This is a genomic window from Kribbella sp. NPDC050241, from assembly GCF_044459685.1.
GTDB lineage: Bacteria > Actinomycetota > Actinomycetes > Propionibacteriales > Kribbellaceae > Kribbella.
This window is the reverse complement of record NZ_JBITJE010000014.1, coordinates 111,518-123,877: the sequence shown is the minus strand read 5'-3', so window position 1 is coordinate 123,877 and position 12,360 is coordinate 111,518. Positions and strand designations below refer to the sequence as shown.

The 12,360-nt window shown below is 68.2% G+C and carries 9 protein-coding genes; 2 read left to right on the top strand and 7 right to left on the bottom strand.

What is annotated here, in order from left to right:
* Window positions 1-52: 52 nt before the first annotated feature.
* Complete coding sequence (locus ACIBG5_RS38935; protein ID WP_396396907.1) at window positions 53-2,272, top strand: NADP-dependent isocitrate dehydrogenase; 2,220 nt, start codon at window positions 53-55, stop codon at window positions 2,270-2,272.
* Between the two features lie 160 nt (window positions 2,273-2,432).
* Window positions 2,433-3,845, top strand: coding sequence for a proline--tRNA ligase (proS, locus tag ACIBG5_RS38930; protein ID WP_396396905.1), 1,413 nt, complete (start codon window positions 2,433-2,435; stop codon window positions 3,843-3,845).
* A 101-nt stretch (window positions 3,846-3,946) separates the two neighbouring features.
* Here proS and ACIBG5_RS38925 read toward each other — a convergent pair whose 3' ends face one another.
* The 7 genes from ACIBG5_RS38925 to katG all read right to left on the bottom strand — a co-directional run bounded on the left by ACIBG5_RS38925 (window position 3,947) and on the right by katG (window position 12,326).
* Window positions 3,947-4,930 carry a LuxR C-terminal-related transcriptional regulator gene (locus tag ACIBG5_RS38925; protein ID WP_396396904.1) on the bottom strand — a complete coding sequence of 328 codons (984 nt, stop codon included), beginning with the start codon at window positions 4,928-4,930 and terminating at the stop codon, window positions 3,947-3,949.
* Window positions 4,931-4,990: 60 nt separating this feature from the next.
* The gene (locus tag ACIBG5_RS38920; protein WP_396396902.1) at window positions 4,991-5,776 is read right to left on the bottom strand and encodes a hypothetical protein; all 786 of its coding nucleotides are present in this window, start codon (window positions 5,774-5,776) and stop codon (window positions 4,991-4,993) included.
* 374 nt (window positions 5,777-6,150) lie between these two features.
* Window positions 6,151-7,149, bottom strand: coding sequence for a LuxR C-terminal-related transcriptional regulator (locus ACIBG5_RS38915; protein ID WP_396396900.1), 999 nt, complete (start codon window positions 7,147-7,149; stop codon window positions 6,151-6,153).
* An 89-nt stretch (window positions 7,150-7,238) separates the two neighbouring features.
* A complete protein-coding gene (locus tag ACIBG5_RS38910; RefSeq protein ID WP_396396899.1) occupies window positions 7,239-8,675 on the bottom strand; it encodes a GuaB1 family IMP dehydrogenase-related protein in 1,437 nt (478 codons plus the stop codon).
* Between the two features lie 132 nt (window positions 8,676-8,807).
* A complete protein-coding gene (locus ACIBG5_RS38905) occupies window positions 8,808-9,185 on the bottom strand; it encodes a nucleotidyl transferase AbiEii/AbiGii toxin family protein (RefSeq protein WP_396396898.1) in 378 nt (125 codons plus the stop codon).
* A 244-nt stretch (window positions 9,186-9,429) separates the two neighbouring features.
* Window positions 9,430-9,972 (bottom strand): helix-turn-helix domain-containing protein, encoded by a 543-nt coding sequence (locus ACIBG5_RS38900; protein WP_396396897.1) that lies wholly within the window; start codon window positions 9,970-9,972, stop codon window positions 9,430-9,432.
* Between the two features lie 107 nt (window positions 9,973-10,079).
* Window positions 10,080-12,326 carry a catalase/peroxidase HPI gene (gene katG / locus ACIBG5_RS38895; protein ID WP_396396895.1) on the bottom strand — a complete coding sequence of 749 codons (2,247 nt, stop codon included), beginning with the start codon at window positions 12,324-12,326 and terminating at the stop codon, window positions 10,080-10,082.
* Window positions 12,327-12,360: the final 34 nt, after the last annotated feature.

The window sequence follows — 12,360 nt, the reverse complement described above, 5'->3', positions numbered from 1 at the left end:
GCGGACTGGCTATTAGGGTGGGGGCGGAGCTTGCCGACCTGAAGTGGAGCACGTGGTGACCGACTCGACCATCATCTACACCCACACCGACGAGGCTCCGGCGCTCGCCACGTACTCGTTCCTCCCGGTGATCCAGGCGTACGCCGGTCAGGCCGGGGTCGGGGTGGAGACCCGGGACATCTCGCTGGCGGGCCGGATCATCGCCCTCTTTCCGGAGTACCTGAAGGACGACCAGCGGATCGCGGACGCGCTGGCCGAGCTCGGCGAGCTGGCCCGGACGCCGGAAGCCAACATCATCAAGCTGCCGAACGTCTCGGCCTCGATCCCCCAGCTGAAGGCGGCGATCGCCGAGCTGCAGGCCCAGGGCTACGCGCTGCCGGACTACCCGGACGAGCCGAAGACCGACGCGGAGCGGGAGATCCAGACCCGCTACGACAAGGTCAAGGGCTCCGCGGTGAACCCGGTGCTGCGCGAGGGCAACTCGGACCGCCGCGCCCCCGCCTCGGTGAAGAACTACGCCAAGACCCACCCGCACCGGATGGGCGCCTGGTCGGCGGACTCCAAGACCAACGTCACCACCATGGGCCAGGACGACTTCCGGTCCACCGAGAAGTCGGCCGTGATCGAGGCCGACGGCTCGCTGCGGATCGAGCTGGTCGGCGACGACGGCACCACGACCGTCCTGCGCGAGTCGGTGCCGGTGCTGGCCGACGAGGTCGTCGACGCGTCGGTGATGCACGTCGCCGCGCTGCGCGAGTTCCTCACCGCACAGGTCGCCCGGGCCAAGGCCGACGACGTGCTGTTCTCGGTCCACCTGAAGGCCACGATGATGAAGGTCTCCGACCCGATCGTCTTCGGCCACGTGGTCCGCGCCTTCTTCCCGAACACCTTCGCGCAGTACGGCGACGTACTGGCCAAGGCCGGCCTGACCCCGAACGACGGGCTCGGCGGCATCCTCAACGGCATCGCGTCGCTGCCCGAAGGCGCCGAGATCAAGGCGTCGTTCGACGCCGAACTGGCCGCCGGACCGGCGCTGGCGATGGTCGACTCGGACAAGGGCATCACCAACCTGCACGTCCCGTCCGACGTCATCGTCGACGCGTCGATGCCGGCCATGATCCGCACCTCCGGACACATGTGGGGACCGGACGGCCAGGAGCACGACACGCTCGCGGTGCTGCCGGACAGCAGCTACGCCGGGATCTACCAGGTCGTGCTCGACGACTGCCGCGCCAACGGCGCCTTCGATCCGTCCACCATGGGCTCGGTCCCGAACGTCGGCCTGATGGCGCAGAAGGCCGAGGAGTACGGCTCGCACGACAAGACCTTCGAGATCCAGACCACCGGCACCGTCCGGCTCGTCGACGAGGCCGGCAACGCCGTACTGGAGCAGGCCGTCTCGGCCGGCGACATCTTCCGCGCGTGCCAGACCAAGGACGCCCCGATCCGCGACTGGGTCAAGCTGGCCGTCACGCGGGCCCGGGCGACCGGCGACCCGGCGGTGTTCTGGCTGGACGAGACCCGCGCTCACGACGCTCAGATCATCACCAAGGTCCAGAAGTATCTGTTCGACCACGACACCGAGGGTCTGGACCTGCGCATCCTCGCGCCGGTCGACGCGATCAAGTTCTCGCTGGAGCGGATCCGCCGCGGTGAGAACACCATCTCGGTGACCGGCAACGTACTGCGCGACTACCTGACCGACCTGTTCCCGATCCTCGAGCTCGGCACCAGCGCGAAGATGCTGTCGGTCGTGCCGCTGATGGCTGGTGGCGGGCTGTTCGAGACCGGGGCCGGCGGTTCGGCGCCGAAGCACGTGCAGCAGCTGGTCAAGGAGAACTACCTGCGCTGGGACAGCCTGGGTGAGTTCTTCGCCCTGGCCGCGAGCTTCGAGCACCTGGCCCAGGCGACCGGCAACGCACGCGCCCAGATCCTCGCCGACACCCTGGACCGGGCCACCGCGACGTTCCTGAACGAGGACAAGTCGCCGACCCGTCGCGTAGGTGGCATCGACAACCGCGGTAGCCACTTCTACCTGTCCCTGTACTGGGCCCAGGAGCTGGCCAAGCAGACCGACGACGCCGATCTGGCGAAGGCGTTCGGCCCGCTGGCCGAGGTGCTCACGGCGAGCGAGCAGACGATCGTCGACGAGCTGATCGCCGTCCAGGGCAGCCCGGTCGACCTCGGCGGCTACTACCAGCCCGACCCGGCCAAGGCCGCCGCCGTCATGCGCCCCTCCAAGACCTGGAACGACGCCCTCGGCTCGCTCTGACGTCGCGCGCGCCGTAGGGCGTCCGCGTCCGGGCGGACGCCCCGCACCCGAACATCCGCCTCTGTTGTCTCTCGCAACTCCCGGCGCCCGCCAGGGCGCCGGGAGTTGCTGCTTGTTAATGCGTGGCCGCTCCAGCGATCGCCTTCCTACACTGACCGGCATGACCGCAACCCGATCCGTGCTTGCCACGCAGGCCACGGACTTTCCCCGATGGTTCCAGGATGTGATTGCCAAAGCCGAGCTCGCCGACAACGGGCCGGTGCGGGGGACCATGGTCATCCGACCGTATGGGTACGGGATCTGGGAGCGGCTGCAGGCGGCACTGGACGAGCGGATCAAGGCTGCCGGCGCGGCCAACGCGTACTTCCCACTCCTGATCCCGGAGAGCTACCTGCGCCGTGAGGCCGAGCACGTGAAGGGCTTCAGTCCCGAGCTCGCCGTGGTGACGCATGCGGGAGGCAAGCAACTCGAGGAGCCGGCGGTGGTCCGTCCGACCTCGGAGACCGTCATCGGTGAGTACATGGCGAAGTGGATCCAGAGCTATCGCGACCTTCCGCTGCTGCTGAACCAGTGGGCCAACGCGGTCCGTTGGGAGCTGCGGCCACGGTTGTTCCTGCGGACGACGGAGTTCCTGTGGCAGGAGGGCCACACCGCGCACGCGACCGCCGAGGACGCCCGCGCGTTCGCCACCAGGATCCTGTCCGACGTCTACCGCGACGTGATGGTGAACGTGCTGGCGATCCCGGTGCTGCCCGGCCGGAAGACGCGGCGGGAGCGGTTCGCCGGGGCGATCAACACGATGACGCTGGAAGCCATGACCGGTGACGGCAAGGCCCTGCAGATGGGCACGGCCCACGAACTCGGCCAGAACTTCGCCCGTGCCTTCGACATCGGCTTCCTGTCGAGCGATGGGCAGCGTGAGCTCGCCTGGACCACCTCCTGGGGCAGCACCACACGCATGGTCGGCGGGATGATCATGGTGCACGGTGACGACGCCGGGCTGCGCGTGCCGCCGGTCGTCGCGCCGACCCAGGTCGTCGTACTCGCAGTCAGGGACGAGACCATCGAGGCCGCTCGGCGGATTGCGGACGAGCTGGCGGCGGCCGGTCTGCGCGTCGAGGTCGACGATCGGACCGATCAGCCGTTCGGCCGGCGCGCGGTGAACTGGGAGCTGAAGGGTGTCCCGGTTCGCATCGAGCTCGGCCCCCGCGACCTGGACAGCAATGTCGCGACGGTCGCACGTCGGCTGCGGGGCTCCGGCAAGGAGACCGTCGGTCTGCCGGATCTCACGTCGACCGTGGTGGCGGCGATGGACGCAGACCAGGCTCTCCTGCTGGAGGAGGCAGCCGCTCGCCAAACCGCGCGGACCACGGCCGTCTCCACCGTGGACGAGGCCCTGGAGGCGGCCGCGACCGGGTGGGCAAGCCTGCCGTACGACGTGGTCGGCGAAGACGGCGAGGATCGACTGGCCACGGCCGGCATCACCGTCCGCTGCCTGCAGCGCTCGGACGGCACGCTCCCGACCGAGGACAGCGAGAGCGGCCTGACCGCGATCGTTGCCCGCTCCTACTAGCGCGGCACGGACCGCCAGGCCATCACAATCGGGCGCCGGCGCTCGGCTCCCGCGGAGCACTGCCGCGAACAGCCCGTTGTGATGGCCTGGCGGTCCACCGCTCAGCGCGCCAGGTACTTGCGGACGTCGTCGGCGACCTGGGCGCGATGGACCATGCCGTACTTGCGCAGGATCGCGCTGAGGTGAGTCTTGACCGTGTTCAGGCTGATCCCGAGCTCGGCCGCGAGCTGGTCGTTGTCCAGGCCGTCGACGAGCAGGACGGCGACGTTCTGCTGGGCCTTGGTCAGGCTGGTGAACCGGCGCTCAGGACCCTCGTCGGTGTCCATCAGCATCTCGATCAACTCGGACTGGATGTGCTCCGTCGCGTCGACGATGCGATGCAGATGGCCTTCCACCGCCACGGCCAGCTCGGACTCGCTCAGCGCCTCGGTCGCGATCTCGCGGATCGACGCGACCCGATGGGTCAGGTACTCCATCACGTGGTCGGAGGTGAGCAGGTTGGGTCCGGCGTCACCGGCCGGCAGCATCCGCAGCGCCTCCCGGTCCTCGCCTTCACGGGTCAGCACCCGCTCCACCACGCCACCCAGCCACTCGAACGCCCGGACGGCGTTGTCGTCGAAGCTGTCCGGCTCGTAGCTCTGCATCGACAGCATCCCGAACAACTGGTCCGGACCATCCTTGGACGGGCGGAAGATCGGCACCGTCACCGCGTCCTCGGACTGCCGTCCGACATCACCGATCGGTACGCCGGCATGGAGCGCGGCACCGTTGTCGTAGGCGTACCGGTACGTCTGCCGCCGCTTCAGCAACCACGCGGTCTGGCCGTTCGGACCGAAGTTGTGCGTGTCCGGGTCGACGTACCGGCCGTCGTCGTGGCCGTAGGGATAGCGGACCCGGCTGCTGCCCTGCAGGAAACCGACGAAGAACACGTCGACCCGCGCGATCTTGCCGGCCACCACCCGCACGTAGTCGTACAGGCCGTAGTGGTCGGCCCGGAACAGCGCCTCGATCTTGTGATATGCCTCGCGCAGGATGATCGCGGTCTCCGCGTCGACCCTCAGCGGGGCGGACTTGTCTGCCTCCACGACGTCGACCCTTCAATCGATCACTCGACTATGACGCCGCCGCCGGGATATTGCCAGGTGCTAGTCCGCCAGGCGGACCCAGGCGGGCCAGACCGACGTTTTGTCCAGGTACGGCGCCAGCAGGGCACTCACCTCCGCGTCGTCGGCGCCCCGCAACTGGTCGGAGGCGATCTTGCGGGTGATGCCGGCCAGGAAATCGGCGATCTGAATGCGATGGTCGGTGAACGAGTCCACCTGCTCCAGCGCGGCGAATCCCTCGGTCGACTGCTGCAACCGGCCGACCCGCTCGGCCGACAACGTGGTCTGCCGATCGTGCGCGATCGCGACCGCCTGGCCGCCGTCGGTCCAGAACTCCACCGCCCGGACGATCGCCGGCATCAACGGGTCCAGCCGGGGGATCGGCGACTCGTCGGTGGCCCGGACGAAGTCGTTGGCCGCTTCCAGGAAGACTCGCGCCTCCTCGGTACGACGGCCGGCGTCGTACAGGAACCGGATCGTCTCGGATCGGGCGCCGAGGAAGTCGACCAGCCCGGAGACGAGGAAGTAGGTCTTGTCGACCAGGAACACGTGCGCGTTGCCCTCCAGCGGGCCGTCCGGTCCGAGGAACCAGAGCAGGACCGCGCGGTGCTTCGACCGGAGCAGGTGCCCGGCCTTGTACATGGTCGCGGGTGACTTGATCCGCGCCCGGAGTTCGGCGACGCACGCCGCCGCGGTCTGCTCGTCCAGCCGCACGCTAGCGTGCGCGAAGACGTCGGTCACGCCGCCGACGAGCTTCTCCCCCTCGTACCCGGACTCGTCACACGCGATCTCGACGGCCCTGGGTCCCGTTGGCGCGGTGGTCGGCACGTCCCGACTCTCTCACCGCACGCAAGCACCGCGCACGCCGATTACACAGAGAAGTCGCGGGTGGTGGGTCCGAGTTCCCGAGTCGCCCTCCCAAGCCTCGGCCGAACTCCCCTCACCACCCGCGACCAGATCAGGACGCCAATTCCTGTGAGCCCCCGCGTCTGTCGATCTCACAGCCCCCTGTCAGATCGGCGACCCCCCGGCAGTTCTTCTGGCGTCCTCTCCCTCCCCCCGTTGACTACACCGTGCCATTTCGTGTCAGGACCTGCCTATCGCCCACGGCATGAGGTTGTTGTGTCCTCAATCTCATCCCGGGGATGATGTAGTCGTTTACGAGTCCCACACCTCGGGCAGAAACTTGCAGTCCTGCCTGGTCAGCGGGCCAGATAGCGGCGTACGTCGGCCGCCACCTCGGCGCGGCTCGCCAGCTCGTACTTGCTCAGGATCGTTCTGAGGTGGGACTTGACCGTGTTGACGGAGATGCCCAGTTCGGTCGCGATCCGGGTGTTGCCGGGGTCTTCGGCGAGGAGCAGCGCAACACTCTGCTGGGTCGGAGTCAGCAGGCCGAACCGTTGCTCGGGTCCGTCGTCCGCGTCGAGCATCATCTCGATCAGCTCCGACTGCGTCTGCTCGGCCTCCTTGATCAGCTTTCCGAGCGAGTCCCGCGCAGGATCGGCGACATCGGTCGACGCCATCGCCTCGTGCGCAAGCGCTCTCAGGATGGCGATCCGGTTCGACAGGTACTCCATCACCGAGTCCGAGGTGAGCACGTTCGGGGACTCGGCCCCGGCCGGAAGCAGCCGTAGCGCCTCCCGGTCCTCCGCCTCCCGGGTGAGCACCCGCGCAGTCATCCCAGCGAGCCATTCAAACGCCCGTACGGCGTTGTCGTCGTAGCTGTTCGGGCGATAACTGTGCATCGACATCATGCCGAACAGCTCGTCGGGTCCACCGTCGCTGCCGGGCCGGAACATCGGCACGGTCACCGCATCCTCCGACCGCTTGGTCACGTCGCCGGCCGGGACGCCTGCCTGCATTACGGAGCCGTCGTCGTAGGCGAAGCGGTAGGTCTGACGCTGACGCAGGAGCCACGCAGTCTGCCCGTTCGGCCCGTAGATGTGGCTGGCGGGATCGTCGTACTGTCCGCTGTCGTAGCCGTACGGGTACCGGACCCGGTTGGACCCGTGCAGGAAGCCCACGTAGAAGGTGTCGACCGAGGTGATCTTCCCGGCCACCGCGCGGACGTAGTCGAACAGGCCGTAGTGCGAGGCTCGGTAGAGCGACTCGATCTTGTGGTACGCCTCCCGCAGGATGATCGCCGTCTCCGCGTCCACCCGCAGGACCCCCGGCGATCTGTCCTCCCCATCAACTGGCATCCGCAACCCACCCCAGGACATCGCATTGACGTCAGGTCACCGAGTATCCACCGTTCGGCCCGCCGGGGAGACAGGTCTCGGTGCGTCGGTCACCAGCTGGTGTCGAGGGGCTTGCCCTCGGCGTACCCGGCGGCCGTTTGGAGGCCGACGACCGCGCGCTCGTGGAACTCGGCCAGGTTCGCGGCGCCGACGTACGTGCAGGAACTGCGGATGCCGGACACGATCGAGTCGAGCAGGTCCTCGACGCTCGGCCGCTCCGGGTCCAGGTACATCCTGGCGGTCGAGATGCCCTCGCCGAAGAAGCCCTTCCGGGCCCGCTGGAACGGCGTGTCATCGGCTGTCCGGGAGCGGACCGCGCGGGCCGACGCCATTCCGAAGCTCTCCTTGTAGATCCGGCCGTCGCTGTCGCGGTGCGGATCGCCGGGCGACTCGTACGTCCCGGCGAACCAGGAGCCGATCATCACGCTGGAGGCACCCGCGGCCAGCGCAAGCGCGACATCGCGCGGATGCCGTACGCCGCCGTCCGCCCACACGTGCTTGCCGAGCTCACGGGCCCGATCCGAGCACTCCAGTACGGCGGAGAACTGCGGACGACCGACAGCCGTCTGCATCCGCGTCGTACACATCGCGCCCGGTCCGACGCCGACCTTCACGATGTCCGCGCCGGCCGCGACGAGATCGCTGACGCCCTCGGCGGTGACCACGTTCCCGGCGACGATCGGGACCTCTGGCCCGAGGGCGCGGACCTGCTCGAGCACCTCGAGCATCCGCTCCTGGTGACCATGTGCGGTGTCGATGACCAGTACGTCGATCCCGACGTCGAGCAACGCCTTGGCCTTCTGCTCGGCGTCGCCGTTGATCCCGATGGCCGCCGCGACCCGGAGCTTCCCGTTCGCGTCGACGGCGGGCTGGTAGAGGGTGGCGCGGAGCGCGCGCTGGCGGGTGAGGATTCCGACGATGTTGCCGTTCCCGTCGACGACGGGCGCGAGCCGGTGCCGGCCGTCGTGCAACTGGTCGAACGCGGCCTCCGCATCGGTCCCGGCCGGCAGGGTCAGCAACTCCCGCGACATGATCCCGTCGAGCTGGCTGAAGCGGTCCACGCCCGCGCAGTCGGCCTCGGTCACCACGCCGACCGGACGGCCGTCGTCGACCACGATCACCGCACCGTGACCGCGCTTCGGCAACAGGTTGAGCGCCTCGCCCACGGTCCCGGTCGGCGGCAGCACCAGCGCGGTGTCGTGCACGGTGTGCCGTTCCTTGATCCAGGCAACCACCTCGGCGACCACGTCGACCGGGATGTCCTGCGGAATCACGGCGAGCCCGCCGCAGCGCGCGATCGTCTCCGCCATCCGCCGGCCCGACACCGCGGTCATGTTCGCCGCGACGACGGGGATCGACGTACCGCTGCCGTCACTCGTGGACAGGTCCACGTCCAGCCGGGACGTGACACCGGACCGGTTCGGCACCAGAAACACATCACTGAACGTCAGGTCCCCCGCAGGCTCCCGATCATGATGAAACCGCATGGCACGACCCCTTCCGCCCGACAACAACCCCGCCAGCCTGACACGCCCCCACCCCACCCACAAGCAACCCCCGATCGCTCCTGGTTGCACAGAGTAAAAGCAAATGGAAAGGTGCTTGAGCGAGGCGGATTGCTATGGCTCGGTGGCACGCAGGTCTGCTGCCCACTCGGCGAAGAACTCGCGCAAGGGCTCGACGTCTTCGGCGGCGCAGGGCAGCTCATCATCGGTGAATCTGGCGACGGCACCGGTCATGTCGGCGAAGACTTGTGTGCTGAATCCGGCATCTACTTCTGCGGCCCACGCCAGCAAGTCGCTCTTGTCGTACCGCTGAGCCAGGACATAGACATCGGCAAAATCTCTGGCTTCCGCTCGATCGAAGAGAGCGATGACCTTCCGGCCGGCGAGTTCTTCGAGGCCGAACGTCGGCCCGGCGATACTCACAGTGGACGGACGGCTGGGTGCGGAATCCATCGCGAGATCGACGAGCAGGTCTTCGGTTCCGGACACCACGAGCCGGCAGAACGTTTCGCTGTCGCGTACCCGACGCACCGACCAATCCCGCGCCGCTGCCGCGACTTCGAACGCGTCCCGGGCCGTCGGAACGTCGCCGCGGTCCGGTCCCGTGAAGAAGTCAGATCCCTGGTCGGCCGCGATGTGAGCTGCTGTGCCGCTAACGCAGCTCCGCCGGCGAGCAGGAAACCAGAGCTCGCCGGCAGGCTGAAGAACATCTGTGCAACCTCGATCTGGAACGCTGTCAGACCGACTCGGTCGGGCGTCCTGCGGCCGCTTCGACAGCGTTCTCGACGACTCCGGCCCAGGCGGCGCGGACATCGCGCGGGAGCACCAGTTCCGGCCACAGATCGATGAGGAGCGCGCCGTCGACGTACGCGAGAACGTCCTCGGGACCGCCCTCCCGCAGAACGATCTCGTACACCCGTGCCCGCTGCACTCGATCGTGCAGGTTGAACCGCCGGCCAGGCTCGGACCAATTCAGATGCAGTGGCAGTGCAACCACAGCAAAGGCGCGGTCGACAGGTTGCCTGGGCAGCCGGGTGGGGACTGCAACTGTCCGGCCACGAGTCGTGATCTGCTCGACAAAGTCGATCCGCGGGCGAAGGCCCAACTCAAATCCCGCTTCGGCCAGCAGACGTGCGGCAGTGTCCAGCGTTGGCGATTTCCGGCCGTGCTCGTACGCGGACAGCGTCGGTCGAGACGTACCAGCGCGACGGGCAAGCTCTTCCTGACTCAACCCCGCGGCACGCCGAGCCTCTGCCAGCAAGTCCGCAGTAGCCTTCATGCTCCACCTCCATGTATCCGAAAGGATACACCCCGCCCGGATGCCTGGAAGTACAAGACCGGCTCCCACCGTCGCGGTGGGAGCCCGTCTTGTTGTTCAGTTGCGGGTCAGGCGACGTCGAAGCGGTCCAGATCCATCACCTTGGTCCAGGCGGCGACGAAGTCCTGGACGAACTTGGCCTTGGCGTCGTCGCTGGCGTAGACCTCGGCGACCGCGCGGAGCTCGGAGTTCGAGCCGAAGACGAGGTCGGCCCGGGTACCGGTCCACTTGGTCTCACCGTTGACGGTGGCCTCGAACGTCTCCTGGCTGTCGTCGACCGACGTCCACTCCGTGCCCAGGTCGAGCAGGTTCGCGAAGAAGTCGTTGGTCAGCACACCGGGAGTCTCGGTGAGTACGCCGTACGATGAACCGCCGTAGTTCGCCCCGAGGACGCGCAGGCCGCCGACCAGGACGGTCAGCTCGGGCGCGCTCAGGGTGAGCAGGTTCGCCTTGTCCAGCAGCAGGTACTCGGCCGGGAGCCGGCTGCCCTTGCCGTAGTAGTTGCGGAAGCCGTCCGCGGCCGGCTCGAGCGCGGCGAACGAGTCAACGTCCGTCTGCTCCAGCGAGGCGTCCGTCCGGCCCGGCGTGAAGGGTACGGCGAGGTCGTGCCCCGCAGTCTTCGCGGCCACCTCGACGCCCACGCCACCAGCGAGCACGATCAGGTCGGCCAGCGAGATCTTCTTGCCACCGGTCTGCGCGGCGTTGAAGCTCTCCTGGATGCCCTCGAGCGTCCGCAGTACCTGCGCGAGCTGGTCGGGGTTGTTGACCTCCCAGCCGCTCTGCGGCTGCAGGCGGACACGAGCACCGTTGGCGCCACCACGCTTGTCACTGCCGCGGTACGTCGAAGCCGACGCCCACGCGGTCGAGACCAGCTGCGCCACCGACAGCCCGGAGGCCGCGATCTGCGCCTTCAGCGCGTTGACGTCGTCGGCACCCACGAGCTCGTGGTCGACCGCCGGCACCGGGTCCTGCCAGATCAGCGACTCGGTCGGGACCTCGGGGCCGAGGTACCGGCCGATCGGGCCCATGTCGCGGTGGGTCAGCTTGAACCAGGCCCGCGCGAACGCGTCCGCGAACGCGTCCGGGTTGTCCTTGAAGCGACGCGAGATCGGCTCGTAGATCGGGTCGAACCGCAGCGCCAGGTCGGTGGTCAGCATGGTCGGCTTGTGCTTCTTCGCCGCGTCGTAGGCGTCCGGGATGATCTCCTCGGAGTCCTTGGCCACCCACTGGTTCGCACCGGCCGGGCTCTTCGACAGCTCCCACTCGTAGCCGAACAGGATCTCGAAGAAGTCGTTGCCCCACTGGGCCGGCGTCCTGGTCCAGGTGACCTCGATGCCGCTGGTGATGGTGTCCGGGCCCCTGCCGGTGTTGTACGTGTTCCGCCAGCCAAGACCCTGGTGGTCGATCGGGGCGCCCTCCGGCTCCGAACCGACGTACTCCTCCGGGTCGGCCGCACCGTGCGTCTTGCCGAAGGTGTGACCACCGGCGATCAGTGCGACGGTCTCCTCGTCGTTCATCGCCATCCGGCCGAACGTCTCCCGGATGTCGCGCGCCGAGGCGACCGGGTCCGGGTTGCCGTTCGGGCCTTCCGGGTTCACGTAGATGAGGCCCATCTGTACGGCGCCGAGCGGCTTCTCCAGGTCGCGGTCACCGGTGTAGCGCTCGTCGCCCAGCCAGGTGGTCTCCGGACCCCAGTAGACGTCGTCCTCCGGCTCCCACACGTCCGGACGTCCACCGGCGAACCCGAAGGTCTTGAAGCCCATCGTCTCGAGCGCGACGTTGCCGGTCAGGATCATCAGGTCGGCCCAGGACAGCGCCTGGCCGTACTTCTTCTTCACCGGCCAGAGCAGCCGGCGGGCCTTGTCCAGGTTCGCGTTGTCCGGCCAGCTGTTCAGCGGCGCGAACCGCTGCTGCCCCGCACCGGCGCCGCCGCGGCCGTCGCTGATCCGGTAGGTGCCGGCACTGTGCCAGGCCATCCGGATCATGAACGGGCCGTAGTGCCCGAAGTCAGCCGGCCACCAGTCCTGCGAGGTGGTCAGCACCTCGGCGATGTCCGCCTTCACCGCGGGCAGGTCGAGGGTCTTGAACGCCGCGGCGTAGTCGAACTCATCGCCCAGCGGGTTCGCGACGGCCGGGTTCTTGGCCAGGATCTTCAGGTTCAGCTGGTTCGGCCACCAGCCGCGGTTGGCGTTGCCGCGGGTCGGGTGGGCGCCCTGTCCGTGCGCTACCGGGCAGCCGCCGGCCGCCTGCGCGTTGTCTTCGCCGCGGCTCTCCTCACTGCCTTCGCCGGGCAGTGGTTCATGCTTCTCGGACATCGAATTCCTTCCAGGACTGGACGTTTTCAACAGG

Coding starts and splice junctions, on each gene's coding strand:
- ACIBG5_RS38915 (WP_396396900.1), bottom strand. CDS start 7,149: ATGCCAGTTGATGGGGAGGACAGATCGCCGGGGGTCCTGCGGGTGGAC.
- ACIBG5_RS38910 (WP_396396899.1), bottom strand. CDS start 8,675: ATGCGGTTTCATCATGATCGGGAGCCTGCGGGGGACCTGACGTTCAGT.
- katG (WP_396396895.1), bottom strand. CDS start 12,326: ATGTCCGAGAAGCATGAACCACTGCCCGGCGAAGGCAGTGAGGAGAGC.
- ACIBG5_RS38900 (WP_396396897.1), bottom strand. CDS start 9,972: ATGAAGGCTACTGCGGACTTGCTGGCAGAGGCTCGGCGTGCCGCGGGG.
- proS (WP_396396905.1), top strand. CDS start 2,433: ATGACCGCAACCCGATCCGTGCTTGCCACGCAGGCCACGGACTTTCCC.